Origin of the sequence: uncultured Paraglaciecola sp., from assembly GCF_943787955.1 — a bacterium.
Lineage (GTDB): Bacteria > Pseudomonadota > Gammaproteobacteria > Enterobacterales > Alteromonadaceae > Paraglaciecola.
This window is the reverse complement of sequence record NZ_CALSOK010000013.1, coordinates 266,749-289,030: the sequence shown is the minus strand read 5'-3', so window position 1 is coordinate 289,030 and position 22,282 is coordinate 266,749. Positions and strand designations below refer to the sequence as shown.

The following is a 22,282-nucleotide window of genomic DNA, read 5'->3' as shown; positions in this document are numbered from 1 at the left end:
GCCCATTGGCAGAAATCAAACAACATATTTAATTACCCTGCGGACATCCGCAAAGCGATTTATACGACCAACGCCATAGGGTCTCTCAATAGTGTTATCCATAATGCACTTAAAAACAAAAGATATTTACTAGTGACAATTCAGCTAAGAAAAAGGTGTACTTAGCTATTACCGAAGCATCAAAAGAGTGAGCTATGCCAATTCATAACTGGCGACAGGCGATGGTTCGCTTTATTATCGAGTTAGGGGACCACCTCGAAAACATCTTAAATAATGACAGTTACACAGAATCTGTTACAGGCTCTATGAGGTAAAACCTACTTGTGTAGTGGCTTGCTTCGGTGCCGATGGGTTTGTAAGTCATTGGTTTATATAGGAACAGATACCACTGCACTGGGCATCATCTGTGACTGTGACGTCGCCAGGTAGGTCACCTCCGCAAGCTGATAATCCAAATAGTATGATTACCCCTATACATTATAGTATTTTTTCATAATACTGCTTCTATTTGGTTTTATTTTTATACCATAAGCCATTGTAATATATATAAATTAGAAAACCATTGTGATTAACAAATGTTATATTTGTTAAGGTAGTGTTAACAGTTAACTAAGTGACATACTATTGCCTTTTCAGTCTGTTTGTAAAACTCATATAAACATCCCTTTAAAATAATGAAATACCGTAAGCTTATGACTTTCTCATGCCAGTACTTCAGTGATATCATTTAGTTATTGATTTAATTAGATGTTTACTATGCACAACTACACCCCCCAAAAACTTTATCTCGATAAAAAAACAATCTTAGTCACAGGGGCCGGCGACGGTATTGGAAAACAAGCGGCTCTGCACTATGCAAGCCATGGCGCAACTGTCATTTTGCTGGGTAAAACGGTAATAAAGTTAGAAAGTGTTTATGATGAAATAATAGATAATGGGGGAAATGAACCAGCCATTGTGCCGTTGGACTTAAAAGGAGCAACAGCAAAACACTACCAGGGTATGGCAAGCACTATTAGTGATCAATTTGGTTGTTTAGATGGCTTATTACATAATGCCAGTGTCTTAGGACATTTAGGACCCTTTTCACAAATTAGTGAACAAGACTGGCAAAATGTATTTCAGGTGAATGTCACCAGTCAGTTTTTAATGACCCAAGCGTTACTGCCTGCTCTGAAAAAGGCTGCTGATTCTTCAGTGATATTTACAACCTCAAGTGTGGGTTTAAAAGGAAGGGCATACTGGGGACCTTATTCTATTTCTAAATTTGCCACCCAAGGCATGATGCAAATATTAGCTGATGAGTATGATAACAGTAGCATTCGATTTAATTGCATCAATCCTGGCGCTACTAAAACGGCTATGCGAGCAAAAGCTTTCCCTGCAGAAAATGCAGATCATTTAAAAATGCCAGAAGAAATTATGTCGCTGTATTTATACCTAATGGACAATGAAAAAAGTACAGAGAATGGTCAGACGCTTGATGCGCAACCCAAGTAGGCTGATATGTGTTTTCATCCTGCAGCATTTTAAAACGTAGCTGACTTAAACAAAAAACCGGACAGTTAATGTCCGGTTTGTATAGTCCTTTAGTTTCCCTTAACATTGATCCATTTTCGCCCAAGTATCTCTGAGTCCTACCGCACGATTGAAGACTAACTTATCAACTCGGCTATCTTGGTCTTTGCAAAAATAACCTGTTCTTTCAAATTGAACTGGTTCATTAAGTTCTGCATTAACAAGGCTAGGTTCAATGATTCCCTGTTTAACAACTAAGGACTCTTCATTGATACAAGCTAATAAATCTTCTTCTGCTGCAGGATTGGGTACTTTAAATAATCTGTCATACAAACGTATTTCAGCTGGAATACCCTTTGTTGCCGACACCCAGTGTATAACCCCTTTCACCTTTCGCCCATCAGCAGGATCTATACCTAAGGTATCTTTATCGTAGCTACAGTAAACAGTGGTGATATTACCCTGCTCATCTTTTTCAACTCGTTCAGCCTTAATGACATAGGCATTTCTTAAACGCACTTCTTTGCCAAGCACTAAGCGCTTAAATTTTTTGTTGGCTTCTTCTCTAAAATCATCAGCTTCGATAAAGATTATTTTGCTGAAAGGCACACTTCTATGGCCCATAGTTTCATTTGCTGGGTGGTTTGGTGCAATTAGGTTTTCGACATCATCACCTTCATAATTTTCAATTACCAGTCTTAGTGGCTCAAGCACCGCCATCGCTCTGGGCGCATCAGCATTTAACTCATCTCTTAGACAAGCTTCAAGCATAGACATTTCAACCATGTTATCGATTTTAGTCACACCGATACGTTTACAAAACTCTCTCACAGATGCCGAGGTGTAACCACGTCGACGCAAGCCTGCCAATGTTGGCATACGTGGATCGTCCCAACCATTAACCAGATTTTCGTCGACTAGTTGAATTAATTTACGCTTGCTTAGCACTGTATATTCAAGATTAAGTCTTGAAAATTCATATTGATGAGGTGTAGTTTCAATGCTGATATTGCTTAGCACCCAATCATATAAACGTCTGTTGTCTTGAAATTCCAATGTACATAAAGAGTGGGTAATACCCTCAATCGCATCAGAAATACAATGGGTAAAATCGTACATAGGATAAATACACCAATTGTCACCTGTTTGGTGATGGTGGGCAAACCGAACTCTGTACAAGGCAGGGTCGCGCATGCACATAAAAGAAGAACTCATATCAATTTTGGCTCTAAGTAGACACTCCCCTTCCTTAAACCCACCTCTGCGCATCTTTTCAAATAAGGTTAAGTTTTCGCTTACAGAGTTATCACGATAAGGACTATTTTTACCTAGCTCTTTTAGAGTGCCACGCAACTCACGCATCTGTTCTTGGCTTGAAAAATCCACATAAGCCAAACCTTTATTTATTAATTCAATTGCAAAGTCATAGAGTTGGTCAAAATAATTAGATGAATAACGCACATCACCATCCCATTTAAAACCTAACCAAGATACGTCTTTTTGAATAGCATTAACGTAGTCTATATCCTCTTTTTCAGGGTTAGTGTCGTCAAACCTAAGGTTACATTGTCCTCGATAATCATGGGCAATACCAAAATTAAGACATATAGACTTCGCATGGCCAATATGCAGGTAACCATTTGGCTCAGGCGGAAAACGAGTCTGGATATTAGTATGTAAACCTTCGTTAATATCTTTATCTATGATTTGACGAATAAAATTGGTCGGACGACTGTCAGCCTCGGCCATTAATGCACCCTCTTGGTAAAATTAACGAAATATATGGTATTTATTATACCAGTATCAAATATGAACATAACACTTTTTATAGGCGTGTTAGGTATTTCCCTGACTTCTCTGTGTCCATCGCGTATTAAATAGTCACGCCAGCATGGTTAACCAAAGGTAATGCTGCAGGTGATTGTAATTTTTCTCTTAACCAATCGGGTATGGGTGTTTTTTGATAGGTTTGGGTGTCGACCATTACATAAGTAGTGGTGCTTTTAGCTATGATTTTTTTTGATGCAAAGTCGCTGATCATTATCTCAAAAGCATAAGAAGTATTGCCAAGCTTTTGTAATGACACTTCAATGGCCAAAACATCATCGAACTTTGCTGGCGAATGCCAATCAATATGCAAACTCACCACTTGGTTGTCTAAGCCTTTATCCAACAAAGCTTGAAAACCACCTACTGCTACTCTGAAGTATTCTGTTAAAGCAATGTCAATATAATCAGCATATCGTGCATTAAATACAACTTGTTGAGCGTCACATTCACCATATCGAACTCTTAATAATAAAGTGAACTGATTTTTGACCGTTGATATGTTTGGCTGCGCGGTGTTATGCATTATTTTCCTTAATGAAATCGGTGTTTTTCTTCTGCTTCTGAAGGGTCATCAACTTGCCATTCATCGCCTATGTCTATGTCATCTTGCGAGCTACTTTCTTCCCATTCATAGCGTTTTACCGCAGGTTTAGGATCACTGTCACGCCATATTAAAGCGGCAACAACACCCGCTAAGGCACCGAAAAAATGATACTCGAAAGAAATACCTTCTTCTCTAGGAAAAATCGTCATTGTCATACCACCGTAAAGTAAAAAAGCAATCATCATTATAGCGACTGAACTTTTATCGCGGCGGAATATACTGGCCACAAACAAAAAGAAAAATAAACCATGTGTCACACCACTAGCGCCTATGTGGTTAACCTGTCGGGCAAAAAACCACACACCCAGACCGGACAAAATCCACACAAAAATTAACACCTTCCACCAAGAATTAGGATAACCATAATACAAAAAACTAGCTAAAATAAGGATCGTAAAAGTATTATTAAAAATATGTTCCAAAGAACCATGTACTAAAGGCGCTGTTATAATACCTAACATACCTTGTGTATCTAAGGGCACCAATCCCATAAAAGATAAATTCAATCCGAACAAAATTTCAGCAGACTTTAAGCACCACAGAAAGGTAATTGCTAATATTGAATAGAGGATACTTTTAGACAAGCGTTTATTATGTGTCATGAACTTGATATTGGGCAGAGTCATTAATTTTAAAGAGGCAGAAGCAAAATGAACTTGTAAACTACTAATAATAAACTTAACACAAACCGAACATTTTAAAGTGCATCACGTTACCTAGATAGACAAATAAAACTCACAAGCAAACCTTTCATTAAGTCTTATCTTAAATACCGGGCTTTGATTAACATTGAACATCCATAGATGTCACTATCCAAATAGCCTGAAGATCTATACTTAGATTGCTGAATTACTAATATTGTTGTGTGTTGCATTTATCTAAACTTCTTAATAGTCATGTCATGATGTCGGTTTACCGAGATATGATAGAGGTAAACACTAAATTCGTATGAATATAAAGTTGCTAAAGCTTCTGCCTGGCAGGGTCGGATTATACTTTAGTTGGTTTTTTACCAAACAGTATTCCCGCTCTAAACTTGCTATCCCAACCCGTTCGCATTATTTTGCCAGCACCGCTGCCTTTAAGCGGGTGGGCTTTGATTAAATTAAGTAGCGCACATCTGAATGGGCCATGTTTTTCGCCCCATCCTCGGCATATATCTGACGTTCATCTTCCCTGAACGTCACGTCCAGCATCGAATTTTGGCCAGTTCCGATGGCTTAGTAAATGGATTATTCTATTTGCCATGGGGTAATGACGCTGTTTGTTTAATAAAAGGGACTTTGGGCTTGCGTAAATCAATCACTAGTGTTTCTGAAATTTTATCTTGAATCGCTTGACGATTAGGATCCCAAAAAACCTGCATGAACCCTGTAAGTCCCGTTGCAAAACCAGCAGCATATCCACCGTAACGGCCAAAGCTTTCCCACAGGTTTAAAGGTGTGTTGTCTAGTTTAATTACCTTCATACCCATCATTTTTTTCCCCGGTGTTTGACCTTTCCACCATGCAGTGAATATACTGAAATAAAACGCTGCCCATCCAAGCCCAAGACCAAATTCTTCGACTAATTTTTTTAACCAATTAATTAAACTTTTATACTGAGTATAAGGCTTGTCCTTTTCTAAACTGCTTTCGACTAGCTTAGTAGGGGATCTTTTTAATAGATGCTTGCTCAGCGATTTTATTATCATTAGCAGTTTTCTTTGTATCGACAAATTGTTGTAGATGGGCACTCAACTCCGTTTGTTGCTCGTTAGTAAGGTTTTTAGATACTGAGCCTAGATACCCTTCCAACCCCCCCTCTATGGCATCTCTATTTAAACCAATAGCAACGACATCTTGTACAAGTTCTTCTCCTAAAGATTGAAAACAATCATAGGTTGGCTCGCACTCACCTTGTGCAACCTGTTGTTTTATGGCTTTGGTTTTAAGCAAAAACTTTGCCGTTAAAGCCACTAACGTTATTCCTTCCACTGTATTGACCGTGTTTACTGAAGCATCAGATGAATCTCGATCAGGAGAGTTGTCGTCATTAATCTCATCAACAATGCCCAAAGCCACAACAAATAATAATAACGCCACTAGTAGCCTAAAAAAATTCGAACCCCGTTAAAACGTTTTTTAGTCTTTAATCTATTACCGGCTCTAAAAAAGGTCCAAGCAGCGACTGCAGCTAAAACTAAGCTGTTGACTTGTGTTAACAAAGTAATAAAAAACAAATCTATGAGTGAACCAAATCCCCGGCGAAACGGTCCTGCAAGCGGTATACCCAGCAAATCGTCAGCTACAAAAAAAGCATATGGCGTGACAATTTGTCGGGTTTCTTTGCGAGTTAAATCCGCAATACTTTGGGTATTATCTGTCGATTCAGACTCTATATTATTATCTGATTAACTCGCTTCTAAGGTGATGTGTTTTTCCATAACCGGTTCTTTCATACACTTCTTTTAGTTAGGCTTTTTATCCCCTCTCCTATCCCATCTAACGTTAGGGGATACATTCTGTCAGTCATCAATCCTTTCATTATGCTCACTGAGGCATAATAATTCCAATACTGATTTAACTGCGGATTAAGCCATATTGCATTTTCAAAATGATGAAGTAAACGTTGCATCCAAACAGAACCAGCTTCTTCATTCCAATGCTCTACGCTACCACCTGGATATGTTATTTCATAGGGACCCATAGTGGCATCACCCACAAATATCAGTTTATAATCAGCGCCATATTTGTGAATAACATTAGCAATAGGTATGACTTCTGACTCACGCCTTTTATTGTCTTTCCAGACACCTTCGTAGACGCAATTATGAAAATAAAAATATTCAAGATGTTTAAATTCTGTATGCACAGCTGAAAACAATTCTTCACATTCTTTAATATGGGCATCCATCGAGCCACCCACATCAAAAAACATCAACACTTTCACTGCGTTGTGACGCTCTTTAACCATATGAATGTCTAAAAACCCAGCATTTTTAGCCGTTGCACCAATAGTAGTCGGTATATCTAACTCTTCAGTTGCGCCTGTACGGGCAAACTTACGCAGTTTACGCAGCGCAACCTTAATGTTCCGTGTGCCTAACTCAACATCACCCGCTAGATTCTTAAATTCTCGTTTATCCCACACTTTTGCTGCGGAAAAATTTCTATTGCCTTCCTGACCAATACGCACACCTTCTGGATTGTATCCATTAGCACCAAAAGGTGATGTACCGCCTGTACCAATCCATTTATTGCCTCCTTGATGACGTTTTTCTTGCTCAGCTAGACGTTCTTTAAGAGTTTTCATCAACTCTTCAAGACCACCCAGTGCTTTAATTTGTGCTTTTTCTTCCTCGCTGAAATGCCTTTCCAATGCATTTTTTAACCACTCTTCCGGTATATCCTTACCAAACAAATCAATACTTTGCACGCCTTCAAAATAGTCAGCGAATGCACGATCAAATTTATCAAATTGACTTTCATCTTTAACCATGATCATTTTTGATAAAAAATAAAAGTCATCAATATTGGCAAATATGACACCTTTTTCTAACGCGTTCAGCAAATCCAAAAGCTCTCTTAGACTCACTGATAAGCCGTAATCTCTGAGTTTAAAAAGGAAATCAATTAACATTAACGACGCGCCATAAAGACCAGTTTTTCGAATAGATGGATATCTTGCTCATTTTTTAACAACGCGCCATAAAGCGGAGGAATACTTTGCTTACCGTCTTTATTTTGTAATGCCTCAGCCGGTATGTCTTCAGCCACCAATAATTTCAACCAATCTAATAATTCTGAAGTAGATGGCTTTTTACGAAGGCCAGGTACATCACGTAGATCAAAAAATGATTCCAAAGCTTGATTTAGTAATATTTTTTTTATCTCTGGAAAATGCACATCTACTATTTGACGCATTTCTTGAGCATCAGGGAACTGGATATAGTGAAAGAAACAACGGCGTAAAAAAGCATCGGGTAATTCTTTTTCATTGTTCGATGTGATGATCACAATAGGACGTTGTTTAGCTTTAATTAATTGTTGAGTCTCATAAACAAAAAACTCCATTTTATCCAGCTCTAATAACAAATCGTTTGGAAACTCGATATCTGCTTTGTCTATTTCATCAATCAATAATATGGTGCGCTTTTCTGCATCAAATGCCTGCCATAATTTACCTTTGACAATATAGTTACCGATGTCATGTACTTTTTCATCACCTAATTGCGAGTCACGTAAACGCGATACAGCGTCATATTCATACAACCCTTGTTGGGCCTTAGTCGTAGATTTAATATGCCACTGTATCAAATTGGCATCTAAACTTTTTGCTAGCTCTTCTGCCAACATAGTTTTACCCGTGCCTGGTTCACCTTTGATCAACAACGGTTTTTGTAACGTGATAGCCGCGTTGACAGCAAGTTGCAACTCACGACTAGCAATATATTTTTCTGTACCAATAAACGCCATGTAAAACCTCAAACTTTATTAACAATTGATTAACCATAAGATATAGCGAAAAAGCTCTTAAAATCAGACCTCACCCTCTTATCTCGAGTTACGAATATCTTTATGATAAAACAGTTTTACACTCTATATGTATCAATAATATTTATATGGCCTATTGTTGTTTTTTATATATAAAAAAAAACAGGCTATATCAATATTCAATCTCCAGTGTAACAATCAAAGATTATTCGTAAAAATATAATATTAAGTAAGGAAATAACAATGCAAGTATACGACGACCATTCACTCGCCATTGGTAAAACACCTTTGGTCAAACTTAATCGTGTTACAGGCGGTAATGTTTACGCAAAGATTGAATCAAGAAACCCAAGTTTCAGTGTTAAATGCCGCATTGGTGCAAATATGATTTGGGATGCTGAAAAAAAAGGATTACTTAAACCAGGCAATGAAATTGTTGAGGCAACTAGTGGCAATACTGGTATAGCCCTTGCGTTTGTTGCGGCATCTAGAGGTTATAAAATCACATTAACCATGCCTAGTTCAATGAGTTTAGAGCGTCGTAAGTTACTTAAAGCCATGGGAGCAAATTTGGTTTTGACAGAAGCGCCTAAGGGTATGAAAGGTGCTATTGCTGCTGCCAATGAAATTGTTGCTTCTGATCCATTAAAATATATCCCTATGCACCAGTTTGAAAACCCAGCAAATCCCGAAATACATGAAAAAACCACTGGCCCTGAAATTTGGAATGATACAGATGGAAAAATTGATATCTTTGTAGCGGGTGTAGGCACAGGAGGCACTATTACTGGAGTAAGCCGGTATATCAAAAACACTCAAAACAAAGCCATTACCACTGTGGCCGTTGAACCCACGGACTCGCCGGTTATCACACAAGCCAAAGCAGGTGAAGCTCTCACTCCAGGACCACACAAAATTCAAGGCATAGGTGCAGGTTTCATACCTGGCAACTTAGACTTAGATATGCTGGATGCGGTTGAACAAGTGAGTAATGAAGATTGTATGGCCATGACGCATCGGTTAATGAAAGAAGAAGGTATTTTAGCAGGCATATCTTCAGGTGCGGCAGTAGTTGCAGCCAAACGTTGGGCAGAGAAACCTGAAAATGCAAACAAAATCATAGTGGTTATTTTGGCCAGCGCATCAGAGCGTTATTTAAGTAGTCCTTTATTTGCAGGTGAGTTTTCTGAGTCAGAAAATGTCCAGTAATAGTATGAACTTGTCAGTTAAGTAGTTAATGTTGACATGAATTTGATAGGGAGGTTAGTGTCTCCCTAGTAATTTGGATATTAAAATTCGGTAAGATAAAAACATTAGAGTAAGTTTGTTACTGTTATTTGTAATTCTTCAACTATCAAGATGGAAATTATTATGTTAAAAAAAATCATTTTTATCTTAATATTTACTGTGCATTTCAGTGGATGTGACGAGTCCCCCTCGAAACAAGGTGGTGGTAAATTTGGTATGTTAAATAGTGCCAATCCTGAATATGCTGCGATTGAATTTTTTGAGCATATTTACCGTGACAAAGGGCTTGAAGGTGCTATAAAGCTAAGCTCACCTAAAATGAAACGCTTAATACGTTCCTATCACACCAACAAAGGTGTCCAGAATCACTTGCTAAATATGCGTTTCGATAAGGTATCTATAAGTTCTAAAACACGCAGTGCAGGCAGAAAGGAATTCGCTAAAAAAGCACAAATATCCTTATTTTTTGAGGGAGAGTTAAATGGCGACATATTGAAAGATATCCGTACTGTCAAACTGGTAAAAACAGATAATATCTGGACAGTAGATGAGGTCAGTTTGAATTAGGCATAGTTTTCTATAGCTTTTTAATTTATTTTTGCCCCCAACCCGTTAATCATTTCATCGTCAACTAATCTAGTAGCATCATCGCCGTTTTTTACCTTAAAGCTCATTTTCCATTATTGTTTTTAATTCTACAATTAAAGTCTCGTTTTTATCACTGCATGGGTTTTACTTGGTCACTTTTGGCAAATTGCTTGTAGAATGTAGCCTAAATTTAATAGGTGTCTTAATTGTTGTGGCTTTGAAGATTAATACAAGGAAAACTCAGCTGAATTACAAGTCAATCAAGCGCCACGTATTCACAATTGGGCTAATATCAATGAGCGGTTACCTTTAGACTAAACCTTAAACAAAATAAAAAAGTTAGTATTTGGCTGAACATGAATTTTACCCTCATAAAAATGAGGCCATGTTATCGGACCTATTTCTAAGCCATAATCAGGGTTTCCCCAACGACTGTACCGATGAATTTAGACCTAAGCCTGTCTCTATAATTTTAACTGATTTACTATATTCTAAAAATAAATCAATAACATGAACGGAAGCTAACTTATCCAAATAAAATTAGGTAACATAGCTTCATTGACAATTTAACAAAATAATATGTCCTATTTACCTGTAAATTTAAAATACAGCCTAATTCCCTTGTTAATAGTAATCGTTAGTATTGTTTTGGCCCTTACCGAGCCAATGAGCAGTAATTTTTTCGCTTATGACAGAAATCAGCTTAATCATTTTCAGTGGTGGCGTTTAATAACAGGGCATTTACTGCATACTAACACCTCACATCTGTTATTAAACCTAACAGGATTAACCTTGTTATGGGCATTGCACGGTCATTACTATAAAATGCATCGCTACTTGATTCAATTTTTAGTGTTGTGTTTGGGGACATCTTTAGGCATATATTACTTTGCACAGCAAATGCAGTGGTACGTTGGTTTGTCTGGTGTACTTCATGGTTTGTTTGTCATTGGCGCTTATTTTGATATTCGACAAAAATTAAAGACCGGATGGATAATGTTTATAATTGTGTGGGTTAAGGTTATATACGAACAAGTATTTGGAGCCAGCGCAGATGTTGCCAAACTTATAGAGGCTAATGTCGCGGTTGATGCTCACTTGTTTGGAACAATCTCTGGCTGCATTATAATCATGTATTATTTGCTAGTAAATAACGCTCAACTAGCGCAGCAAAAGCCATAAAATAAGTGGTTAACTTTCCTATTAATAAAACACAATAAATACAACACATATTGAGACTATTTAGATATTCATCATGGCGCTATATCTAGAAGTATTTGAAACGTTAATAGATAAGAGTAAACAGTGAAAATATTCAAGTTAAAAGCTCTCACCACGCTAAACATCATATCCAATGATCTCAAAGTAATAACTGAAAGCACTCCATATTTCTGAGCATTACAACTTGTATCACTATTAGGTTAACAGACTACTTTCATAATGATTGTATGATTTGACAAGGCTTATTTATCATACTGTTCCTTAGCAATCTCAGGCGCAACTCTGAACCTGAAAGCCTCACCACTATCAATAATTATGTTCACTGTCATCATTAAAAAGAGTGTGCAAAATCAGAGTGCCGTTCATGACAATTAACAACATATTTATAAATTAACTTCAAACAATTTATAGATCCTACGATACTCGTCCAACCATGAACTGGGTTGCACAAAACCGTGTGATTCAACTGGATAAACTGCCGTTTCAAAATCTTGTTTTTCTAATTCAATCAAACGCTGAACTAGCCTCACCACATCTACAAAGAATACGTTACTGTCTATCATAGGTGCATTAATTAGTAATGGTTTTTCCAGACCTTCAGCAAAATAGATAGGAGAACTCCTTTCGTAAGCAATTGGATCGATATCAGGTGTATTTAGTATGTTTGATGTATAACCGTGATTGTAGTGCGCCCAGTCGCTTACAGGTCTCAAAGCGGCACCCGCTTGAAATAAATCAGGATAATTAAACAGTGCCATGAAAGTCATAAAGCCTCCGTAAGATCCACCATAAGTTCCGACCCTTTTTGCATCCACATCAAGGTTTGCAACTAACCATTTAACACCATCTTCAAGGTCTTGGATTTCTGGCGTACCCATTTGCCTATATATAGCCGTGCGCCAATCTCTCCCATACCCAGCTGATGCCCGATAATCCATATCAAGTACCACATAACCTTGTTGAACCAACAAGTTGTGAAACATAAATTCTCTGAAATAGCCCGACCACCCAAGATGAGAATTTTGTAAATATCCTGCGCCATGATTAAATACTATAGCTTTATACTTTTGACCAGCTTGCATATTCCTGGGGGTATATATCCGCGAATATATGGGTTTTTCTGTATGTGAAGATTGAATTGGCACTATATCGGGGGCAAGCCAGTTTATGTCCAGAAATGCCTGACTGGTTGTTTGAGTTAGCTGCGAAACTGATTGGTTATCAACAGATTGTAGATATAGCTCTGGTGGACGTACTAAGCTCGAATGAGTCAGTAGTAACGACTGTTCATCTGGGCTTAATTTATAATCTGTCATGCCATTAAGGTTGGTTATTTCTTGTAGCGTATTGTCAGCTAAAGTCACACGGTATATCTCGTAAATACCCGGATGTTTTTTATTGCCCTTAAAATACATAAATTGATCGTCTGAGGTTAACGTTAAAGAGTCCACCTCAAATTTTCCAGATGTCACGACTCTAGCTTGACTATTTAGCGGTTTAATATAAAGATGTGCATAGCCTGACTCCTCAGACAAATAGTACAGATCAGCACTTGTATTTAACCAGCCAAAGCTGTTGAACTTATAATTAACCCAAGCATTATCATGTAACCTGTGTTGATTGATTAAAATTGCCTTAGCAGTATCAATGGTAGCAAGCCATCTGTCTTTGTTGTCCCACGCTTCCAGCATAACCGCAACATTTTCACCATCGACATGCCATTGAATAGCGCCTTGCGACCAATACCAATCTTGCATAAGGCTAATGTCTCTAGGCAGGCGATTGGCAGTATATTTTTCACCCTTAGCTTCAGCATTCTCACGTTTCACCGCTTCCAATACGTCTTCGTTATATCCAGGCAAACTGTTATAACTGAGTTTACGCTTCGATCTATTATCTAAATTGAGTATCCAAATATTGTGTTTTACTGGTTGAGCATCAGCAACCCTTCGGCGCACATTGTCGGTGGTTATTCTTCCGCCTTCATTAATATAATTAGGCATAACATCACCATCATCACGCCAACTAGACTGTTCTTGTTCAACCAGCACTAACCACTTTCCGTTAGGCGATAAACTTACTTCTACGGTTTCATTATTTTCTGGAAAATAAAAATCAGCAGGGGCAAGGGTATTATTTTGCTGATTAAGCTGTTGTTCTCTTTTAAAACGTAAAGTTTTTTGCTGACGTTTTAAAGCCACCACTTCAATTAGCTGTTGTTGTTGCTCGGCAATGTAATCTTCAGGCTCATCTAATGCCTTAGGTTCATCGGCAAATTTCCATGAGACGAGTTGCTCATAAAGACCTTTTTCTGGGTGAATAGCATAAATTGCATCACCACTTTGAAAACTTAAACGCCCATCATTTAGAAACATTAAGTTGTATGGCTGTTTGTTGTCTTTGGTTAGCTGCTTTAATTTATTATTTGCAAGGTTTTTAACAAAAACATTACCTTCAAATACCCATGCGGCCATTTTTTTATTTTGACTAACAATACGTTTTTCGTAGGCATGTAAGTGCAGTTCACCTAACTCTATTTTATTGCCATTGCTTTGATCATTTATCGATTTAGTCCATAAGTCAGATAAGGGCGAACCTAGCTGCTTTTGTTTATAAAACACAGCGTTACTATCATCAGCCCAATACGCAGAAGTAAGTTGGCGTCCCATCCAATCAGGATCAGCCATAATTTGTTCTAGGGTTAACAGTTTAGACTGAATGTTAGTTGGGTTCGACTGAACTGCTTTGATTAACTCTGGTTGTGCCGCGTCATCGTTAATAACAATAGGCACATTAGATTGGGTTGACGAACAGGCCAATAGGAAACAAGTAACACTAGCTAATAACAAGTCTTTTTTATTCAATTTAAACATACAGTAAGCCTTAGACAATATTGAAATAGACGCCTTCACCATTAAAACGCACTTTGAGGTCACTTAGCAAAACAATAAGTAAAAACTTGTATATATTTTAATGCCTTACGTTTCGTATCATTTACACCAACAAAAAAGCTGTATCACTTATATTTTGTAAGAAGTACCTTTAACATCTGGCAATAATGGCTATAAGCTGTCGGATTGAATGCTTATTCATAAATCCATACTGATAATGAAGTGGCATAGTTAATTTGGCCACCTAACTAGAGATGTTATGCTATTTGCATAGCAAGATTAGGTGCCAAAGATGAGCAAAAGAACAAGACGGACTTTTAGTCCTGAATTTAGATTGGAAACAGCACAACTGGTTGTTGATCAAAGTTACACTCACGACGAAGCCGCTAAGGCAATGGGGGTTGGTTTTTCAACGATAGGAAAGTGGGTAAAACAACTTCAACAAGAACGTAAAGGCGTGAGAGTTGAGCAAACCCCAATGACGCCTGACCAGCTAGAAATAAAGGATTTAAAGAAGAAGCTTGCGCGAGCTGAGCTTGAGAAGGAAATATTAAAAAAGGCTACCGCTCTGTTGATGTCGGACTCCATGAACAACTCTCTCTAGTAGAGAAACTGAGTCAGAGTGATGAACGCCGTTATTCGATAAAAGTGCTATGTGAGGTATTTGGAGTCCACCGCAGCACCTACAAATATTGGCTTGGGCGAGATAGACGCTTATCACCAGAGGTCGCTAAATTGTACGGCCAGGTGAAAGAAGTGCATCGGCAAAGCAACGGCTCAGCGGGCGCAAGAACGATAGCGATTATGGCAACCGACAATGGTTTCCCTTTATCTCGTTATCGTGCCAGTAATATCATGAAGAAGTTGAATTTAGTCAGTTGCCAACTACCGCAACATGCCTACAAGAAGGCGACTAAAGAGCATGTGGCTATCCCGAACATATTGGATAGGCAATTTGCCGTCATTGAGCCTAATCAATTGTGGTGCGGCGATGTGACGTATATTTGGACAGGCAACCGATGGGCTTACTTAGCGGTCGTCATGGATTTATTTGCAAGAAAACCCGTTGGTTGGGCGATGAGTCATTCGCCTGATAGTAATTTAACCTGTCAGGCGTTGACCATGGCATTTGAAAGTCGTGGAAGACCTAAAGAGGTGATGTACCATAGCGATCAAGGAAGTCACTACACAAGTCGCCAATTTAGGCAGCTAGTATGGCGATATCGATTAACGCAAAGTATGAGCCGACGAGGAAACTGCTGGGATAATAGTCCAATGGAACGCTTTTTTAGAAGCTTAAAAACAGAATGGATACCAACAACTGGCTATTGTAGTTTTAGTGAAGCTAAGCACGGTATCAATGATTATATTATTGGCTATTACAGTGAGTTTAGGCCGCATTCATATAATGGTGGATTGACACCAAATGAATCGGAATATCGGTATCGAAAATACTACAAACCCGTGGCCAAAATGACTTGACCACTTCATAAGCTTATTGTTCATTCTGGGAGCGAGTTTGAGGTTATGTGTAAGGTGAGGATTTTAATGGCGTGAACGGTAATATAAACATCTTTTGAAAAGGCTAAAAAAAGCGTCAGACATACCAAATATATCGCAAGGAGGCTGTAACAAATTTTGTGTAACTGCTTATCATAAATTACTCTATTGAGAGTTAAGGATAGGCAGATGCAAATGAACAGAAAAGAACTTGAAGCTTTCGCTAAAGAAGCGGCCAAAGGCATTAAAACCCCAGAAGACCTGAATGATTTCAGTCGAATGCTGAAGAAAATAACCGTTGAAGCTGCATTAAACGCTGAGATGGATGAGCATTTAGGCTACGAGAAACATGCTAAATCAGTAGTCAAAAATAGTCGTAATGGCATGACTTCTAAGCGTATAAAAACGGAAGATGGTGAGTTCGACCTCGACACACCACGTGATCGTGATGGCTCTTTTGAGCCTAAGTTGGTCAAAAAAAATCAGTCTCGATTTACGTCCATGGATGAGAAAATTCTTTGGCTGTATGCTCAAGGCATGAGTACAAGGGAAATCGTTCAAGCCTTTGATGAATGGTACGGGGCAGACATCTCACCCACGCTTATATCGAGAGTGACTAACGCCGTCATCGACAAAGTCGTTGAATGGCAATCACGACCGCTCGACCCCATTTATCCGATTATTTATCTCGATTGTCTTGTGGTGAAAATTCGCCAAGATAAACGTGTTATCAATAAATCCATCTTCCTTGCGCTTGGTATTAATACCGAAGGCCACAAAGAGCTAATGGGCATGTGGGTAGCCGAGAACGAAGGCGCTAAGTTCTGGTTGAGTGTGCTGACTGAGCTGCAACATCGTGGTGTAGAAGATATCCTAATTGCCTGTGTAGATGGCCTCAAAGGCTTCCCTGATGCGATTAACGCAGTGTTTCCACAAACCCATGTTCAGCTTTGTATCGTGCACATGGTGCGTAACTCACTTAAATACGTTTCTTGGAAAGACTACAAGGCTGTTACTACTGATTTAAAGAGTGTGTATCGTTCAAGTACAGAGGAAGAAGCCTTGCTTGAACTCGAGCGTTTTAGCGACACCTGGGACGAGCAATATCCGCAAATTAGTAAGTCATGGCGAGCACACTGGCAGAACTTAAATACTATCTTTAATTATCCTGCGGACATCCGAAAAGCGATATATACGACCAACGCGATTGAGTCTCTCAACAGCGTTATCCGTAAGGCACTTAAGAAACGAAAGATATTTCCAAGCGACGATTCAGCTAAGAAAATGGTGTACTTAGCTATTACCGAAGCATCAAAAAAATGGTCTATGCCAATTCATAACTGGCGACAGGCGATGGTTCGCTTTATTATCGAGTTCGGGGACCGCCTCGAGAAACATCTTAAATAATGGCAGTTACACAGAATCTGTTACAGGCTCATCGCTAGCAAATAATATCTTTGCTTTACTATCGATTATAAGATTAATTACGCCACCGTTTTGATACTAGCAAAAATAAAAAAGGCAACTTAACAGCTGCCGTCTAAAAACTTTATTTAACTAAAGAGCTTAACTTAAAAAACCGCCATCAACTACAACTGTTGTGCCAGTTGTGTAACTAGAAGCATCGGAGACAAGGTACAAAACCGTACCTGCCATTTCATCAGGCTGTGCAGTTCTTCCTAACGGTATTTGCATAAGTGCTGTTTTAAGTATTTTTTCGTTACTCGTCAGTGCTGAGGCAAATTTGGTTTCGGTTAAACCTGGCAATAAAGCGTTAACTCTTATGTTCAGACCACCACATTCTTTTGCGAAGGACTTCGTCATACTAATAACAGCCGCTTTAGTAATGGAATAAATACCTTGTCCCATACCCGGCGATATTCCGTTTATTGACGCAGTATTTAAAATAACGCCACCACCCTGCTCTTTCATCATTTTACCAGCAGCAGTAGACATAAAGAAATAGCCACGAATATTCACATCAACAGTTTTATTAAACGCCGCTAAATCAGTATCTAAAATATGTCCAAAGTATGGATTAGCGGCTGCATTGTTAACTAAAATATCTATACGCCCATATTTCTCAGTTATCTGCCCAAAGATGTTGTCAATTTGTGTCATTTCCCCTACATGACAGGCCATAGCAATTGCATCACCGCCGTTGTCGCGAATACTTTGTGCAACAGTTTCACAACCATCTATCTTGCGACTAGAAACAATCACTCTTGCACCATAGGCAGCAAGTAATCGTGATATAGACTCCCCTATACCTCGGCTTGCACCTGTAATTAACGCGACTCTACCGGTTAAATCAAATATATCTTTTTTCATAAAATGTCTCTCAATCTAAATATGCCATTTGCTTATTATTGTTAATCTGCTTCTACTTTTAAGACTAATTTACCCATGTTTTCACCGTTGAATAGCATTAATAATGTTTCTGGAAAATGCTCTATACCTTTAACCACATGTTCTTTAGCGACTAATTTCCCCTCTGCTATCCAACCTGCCATTTCTGCTGCAGCTTTAGAATAATTTGCAACATTATCAAACACTACTATGCCTTCCATTCTGGCTCTATTTACCAGTAAAGTAAGATAGTTAGAAGGTCCCTTTACAGCTGTTGTATTGTTATATTGGCTAATAGCACCACAAATTACTATACGCGCCTTCATACGTATTTGAGTTAAGACATCATCAAGTATCTCACCACCAACATTATCAAAATACACGTCAACCCCTTCAGGACAGACAATCCGTAAAGCCTTTTTCACATTCTCATTTTTATAATCAATGGCCGCATCAAAACCTAACTCATTCACTAGGTAGGTACATTTTTCAGCCCCCCCAGCAATACCTACTACTTTGCAGCCTTTTATCTTAGCAATTTGACCTACCACTGAACCTACTGCTCCAGCAGCACCAGAGACCAATACTGTCTCGCCTGCTTTAGGTAAACCCGTGTCCAACAATCCAAAATAAGCAGTCATTCCAGGCATTCCCAATACACCTAAGTAACGCTCTAATGGAGCTAAGCCTGGATCTATTTTGTGCAGTCCCTCAATACCCACTACGGCATATTTTTGCACACCACAATGCCCATAAACGTAATCACCTTCTGAAAATTGACTACTCTTGGACTTAAGCACTTTGCCAACGGTTCCAGCACGCATCACGCCGCCGATTTGAACTGGTTCTATGTATGATTTACCGTCATTCATCCAACCACGCATGGCAGGGTCTAATGAAATAAATTCCACTTGAACCAATACTTGATTATCTAATAAATCTGCAACATCGTTCTCTACAAAAGCCCAGTTTTTTCTAGTAGGTGTTCCCACAGGTCTCGATGCCAATAAGAATTGTTTATTTTTCATGATGTCTCCATGTTTTTTTATGTGTTAACTTTTAATTGATGAATTGATTAAAACCATTCAGCTTGCATTTCACTGCAGCTATCATCCATATCATTTAACAACGCAATATCTCTTTGAACTGCAGGCAATTCCCAGCGTAAAAAGTACTTGGCAGCTTGTACTTTACCTAAATAAAACGCCTCATCCTCTGCAGATAAATCAGCTACCGCCAATGCATTCTCAGCTACATTTGCCTGACGTATCCACAACCAGCTCATCACGACTTGGCCAAATACATTCATAAAGCAGGTTGCGTTAGTAAGTAAAATGGGTTGCTTTTCAGACTTTAAGTGTTGCGCAAGTATAGCCAGCAAGGACTGCATTTGTTTTATATAGGGCAATAAATTTGCTATCAACTTCTGACTTTGTGCACCCGTCACTTGGGCAAAATCGCATTCCATTCTATGTTGTAATAATTTCAGCCCTGAACCATTTGCTTGCCAAAGTTTACGGGTTAATAAATCTAATGCTTGAATACCATTCGTTCCCTCGTGAATGGGATTGAGTCTATTGTCACGCCAACATTGTTCAACCGGATATTCACGGGTATATCCCGCACCACCTAATACTTGAATCGCTAAATCATTAGCTTTTGGTCCGAACTCTGATGGCCATGCTTTAACAATAGGCGTCAACAAATCCAATAATTCTGATGCCTGTCTTTTCTCATCATCTGAGGTGAGAGTATGTGAATCATCAACTAATCGGGCAGCATAAAAGCACAGTGCCATGCCTCCTTCCACATAAGATTTTTGTGCCAACAACATTCGCTTCACATCACCATGTTGAATGATGGTGGCAGGTTTATCGGTAGGTTTGTTATTCGGTGCAACACGTCCTTGGGTACGTTCTTTGGCATATTCTAATGAATATTGGTAACCACTATAACCTATCATTGCAGCACCAAAACCCACACCTAAACGTGCTTCATTCATCATTAAAAACATATAACGTAAACCCTGATGCTCTTCGCCTATTAAGTATCCGTGACAGTCTTCCTTTTCACCAAAACTTAGAGCTGTAGAGGTGGTACCTCTGTATCCCATTTTATGAATAAGACCCGCCAAGGCTACGTCATTTCTCTCAGCTGGATTTCCAGCTGCATCGAGGCGGAATTTAGGCACCACAAATAATGAAATACCTTTAACACCCGCCGGTGCGCCTTTGATTTTAGCCAGAACTAAATGCACTATGTTGCCAGACAGTTCATGATCACCACCAGAGATATAAATCTTATTACCCTTGAGCCGATAATTTCCGTCTTCGTGCTTCATTGCAGTGGTATGAATATCGGCTAAAGACGAGCCTGCGTGTGGTTCTGTCAGAGCCATGGTGCCGGTAAATTCCCCTGTTAACATCTTCGGCATAAAGGTATCTTTCAGATGCTGTGATGCAAAGTTGCGAATAACGTTTGCTGCAGCCATAGTCAAAAAGGGATAACCAGTACTTGAAGGATTAGCAGCCATAAAATAACCAGCACAAGCTGTCATAATAGTTTCTGGTAACTGCATTCCGCCTTCATCGAAGTCAAATCGGCCTGCAATTAAGCCTGATTCAACATAGGCGTCAAAGGCTTCTTTTACCTCAGCTATCATATGTACTTTTTGACCATCAAAAGTTGGCTCGTTGGCATCACCTTTGGCATTGTGAGTGGCAAATTTTTCAGTGGCAATTTTATTGGCGATATCCATCACCGCATCAAATGTTTCTCGATTATGTTCGGTAAACCTTGTTCGCCCGCAGAGGCTTTCTGTATTTAATACTTCGTATAATTGAAATGCCAATTCTTTACGTTTGACCAGTTCGTTGTTCATATTTTACCCTAACAAGTGATTACAGTTGATAACTGTAGTTGCTGTAATTAATGCCCATAGATTGACAAAAATATGACTTCGCTATTATTGTCATATATGACATATTAATGGTCATTTTTGACAGATATAACGAACAATTATTTATGACTAATCACCTTAGTTATTCTCGAGTATTTTCTATTGTTTAAAGTAACCATACTAGGCTTTGATCAAGCATATGCGAGCGCTATTACTGGTGCTTTGGACTTGTTTGCGTTAGCAGGAGTAACTTGGCAACGTATGCAAGGTCAGCAACCATCACCTTTTTTTGAGGTACAAATTGCATCAATAAAAAAACGACCTGTTCGTTGTATTAATCAATTGGTGATCAATAGCCATATTGCGATTGAAGATGTTGAACAGACCGACTTATTGTTAATACCCACTATTGGTGGCGAGCTTATTAATGTTATTAAAAACAACCAGCCCTTATTAGCACATATTCAAAAACACTTTGCGAACCAATCAGATATTGCAAGCAATTGCAGCGGTGCATTTTTATTAGCAGAAGCGGGATTATTAGATGGAAAAGAAGCCACCACACACTGGGGTTATGCCAGTCTATTTAAAACCCGCTATCCTCAGGTAAATTTATGTGCGGAAAAAATGATCACCTCTGCACAAAATATCTATTGTTCTGGTGGGGGTATGGCTTGGTTTGATTTAGCCCTGATGTTAATTGAACGATATTGCGGCCATGATGTTGCAACAACGACGGCTAAAGCACATGTAATTGATATTTATCGAGGTGAACAAGTAGCTTATGCCAATATTCTCACCAAGAAATATCATCAAGACCCTGATGTATTAATTGTTCAAGAGTGGCTAGAAACAAACTACAATAATAGGATAGTGGTGAGTGACTTACCTTTATTGGTTAATCTGACCTTAAGAACATTTAATCGTAGATTCAAAAAGGCGACTGAACTAAATGCGTTAGAATATTTACAAACATTGCGTATTGAGGCCGCTAAAAAACAACTCGAAACAACCCACGACAGCATCGAACGAATAGTCTCTCAAGTAGGTTATGACGACCTGAGCTCCTTTACACGGTTATTTAAAAAACATACTGGATTATCCCCTAGCCAGTATGCAAAAAAGTTTAAACGTTAAGACTAAAATTTTAATTAAAATA

General features: G+C 38.7%; 17 protein-coding genes and 1 pseudogene. 7 read left to right on the top strand and 11 right to left on the bottom strand.

Annotated features, from left to right (window positions below; all coding sequences use genetic code 11):
- The first annotated feature begins 756 nt into the window (after positions 1-756).
- Positions 757-1,500: a YciK family oxidoreductase gene (locus tag Q0Y52_RS13315; protein WP_297822424.1), complete on the top strand. Its 744-nt coding sequence runs from the start codon at positions 757-759 to the stop codon at positions 1,498-1,500.
- 99 nt (positions 1,501-1,599) lie between these two features.
- On the opposite strand, the gene glnS is transcribed toward Q0Y52_RS13315, so the two are convergent.
- The 7 genes and pseudogenes from glnS to Q0Y52_RS13280 all read right to left on the bottom strand — a co-directional run bounded on the left by glnS (position 1,600) and on the right by Q0Y52_RS13280 (position 8,409).
- Positions 1,600-3,267 carry a glutamine--tRNA ligase gene (gene glnS / locus Q0Y52_RS13310; protein ID WP_297822321.1) on the bottom strand — a complete coding sequence of 556 codons (1,668 nt, stop codon included), beginning with the start codon at positions 3,265-3,267 and terminating at the stop codon, positions 1,600-1,602.
- A gap of 124 nt (positions 3,268-3,391) precedes the next feature.
- Positions 3,392-3,871 carry a thioesterase family protein gene (locus Q0Y52_RS13305; RefSeq protein WP_297822319.1) on the bottom strand — a complete coding sequence of 160 codons (480 nt, stop codon included), beginning with the start codon at positions 3,869-3,871 and terminating at the stop codon, positions 3,392-3,394.
- A gap of 8 nt (positions 3,872-3,879) precedes the next feature.
- Positions 3,880-4,554, bottom strand: a complete 675-nt coding sequence (locus tag Q0Y52_RS13300; protein WP_297822315.1) for a rhomboid family intramembrane serine protease — start codon at positions 4,552-4,554, stop codon at positions 3,880-3,882.
- Between the two features lie 635 nt (positions 4,555-5,189).
- Positions 5,190-5,546, bottom strand: a pseudogene (locus Q0Y52_RS13295) (RDD family protein); the annotation flags it as partial.
- 49 nt (positions 5,547-5,595) lie between these two features.
- On the bottom strand, positions 5,596-6,036 hold the full coding sequence (locus Q0Y52_RS13290; protein ID WP_297822314.1) for a hypothetical protein: 441 nt from the start codon (positions 6,034-6,036) through the stop codon (positions 5,596-5,598).
- A gap of 352 nt (positions 6,037-6,388) precedes the next feature.
- A complete protein-coding gene (locus Q0Y52_RS13285; RefSeq protein WP_297822313.1) occupies positions 6,389-7,573 on the bottom strand; it encodes a VWA domain-containing protein in 1,185 nt (394 codons plus the stop codon).
- Complete coding sequence (locus Q0Y52_RS13280; protein ID WP_297822311.1) at positions 7,573-8,409, bottom strand: MoxR family ATPase; 837 nt, start codon at positions 8,407-8,409, stop codon at positions 7,573-7,575. The genes Q0Y52_RS13285 and Q0Y52_RS13280 overlap by 1 nt, the downstream gene beginning before the upstream one ends.
- A gap of 261 nt (positions 8,410-8,670) precedes the next feature.
- On the opposite strand from Q0Y52_RS13280, the gene cysK reads away from it, so the two are divergent.
- The 3 genes from cysK (at position 8,671) to rrtA (ending at position 11,445) form a co-directional block, all read left to right on the top strand.
- Positions 8,671-9,636 (top strand): cysteine synthase A, encoded by a 966-nt coding sequence (gene cysK, locus Q0Y52_RS13275; RefSeq protein WP_297822309.1) that lies wholly within the window; start codon positions 8,671-8,673, stop codon positions 9,634-9,636.
- A 162-nt stretch (positions 9,637-9,798) separates the two neighbouring features.
- Complete coding sequence (locus tag Q0Y52_RS13270; RefSeq protein ID WP_297822307.1) at positions 9,799-10,242, top strand: hypothetical protein; 444 nt, start codon at positions 9,799-9,801, stop codon at positions 10,240-10,242.
- Between the two features lie 600 nt (positions 10,243-10,842).
- On the top strand, positions 10,843-11,445 hold the full coding sequence (gene rrtA / locus Q0Y52_RS13265; RefSeq protein ID WP_297822305.1) for a rhombosortase: 603 nt from the start codon (positions 10,843-10,845) through the stop codon (positions 11,443-11,445).
- 422 nt (positions 11,446-11,867) lie between these two features.
- Here the strand turns inward: rrtA and Q0Y52_RS13260 are convergent, their stop codons facing one another.
- Positions 11,868-14,357 (bottom strand): prolyl oligopeptidase family serine peptidase, encoded by a 2,490-nt coding sequence (locus tag Q0Y52_RS13260; protein WP_297822303.1) that lies wholly within the window; start codon positions 14,355-14,357, stop codon positions 11,868-11,870.
- A gap of 310 nt (positions 14,358-14,667) precedes the next feature.
- Between Q0Y52_RS13260 and Q0Y52_RS13255 the strand changes: the two genes are divergently transcribed.
- Positions 14,668-15,857, top strand: a protein-coding gene (locus tag Q0Y52_RS13255; RefSeq protein WP_297817896.1) for an IS3 family transposase whose coding sequence is annotated in 2 segments (ribosomal slippage) — positions 14,668-14,926 and positions 14,926-15,857 — 1,191 coding nt in all. Because the reading frame shifts where the segments join, the coding sequence is not laid out codon by codon here.
- 213 nt (positions 15,858-16,070) lie between these two features.
- Complete coding sequence (locus tag Q0Y52_RS13250) at positions 16,071-17,282, top strand: IS256 family transposase (protein WP_297816481.1); 1,212 nt, start codon at positions 16,071-16,073, stop codon at positions 17,280-17,282.
- Between the two features lie 159 nt (positions 17,283-17,441).
- Here the strand turns inward: Q0Y52_RS13250 and Q0Y52_RS13245 are convergent, their stop codons facing one another.
- From Q0Y52_RS13245 to Q0Y52_RS13235, 3 genes are read right to left on the bottom strand one after another with little or no spacing between them, the layout of a single operon-like run.
- Positions 17,442-18,206, bottom strand: coding sequence for an SDR family oxidoreductase (locus tag Q0Y52_RS13245; protein WP_297822301.1), 765 nt, complete (start codon positions 18,204-18,206; stop codon positions 17,442-17,444).
- 41 nt (positions 18,207-18,247) lie between these two features.
- Positions 18,248-19,252: an NADP-dependent oxidoreductase gene (locus Q0Y52_RS13240; protein ID WP_297822299.1), complete on the bottom strand. Its 1,005-nt coding sequence runs from the start codon at positions 19,250-19,252 to the stop codon at positions 18,248-18,250.
- 47 nt (positions 19,253-19,299) lie between these two features.
- A complete protein-coding gene (locus Q0Y52_RS13235) occupies positions 19,300-21,105 on the bottom strand; it encodes an acyl-CoA dehydrogenase (RefSeq protein WP_297822296.1) in 1,806 nt (601 codons plus the stop codon).
- Between the two features lie 180 nt (positions 21,106-21,285).
- Here Q0Y52_RS13235 and Q0Y52_RS13230 point away from each other — a divergent pair, with 180 nt between their 5' ends.
- On the top strand, positions 21,286-22,260 hold the full coding sequence (locus Q0Y52_RS13230; protein WP_297822294.1) for a helix-turn-helix domain-containing protein: 975 nt from the start codon (positions 21,286-21,288) through the stop codon (positions 22,258-22,260).
- Positions 22,261-22,282 lie beyond the last annotated feature (22 nt).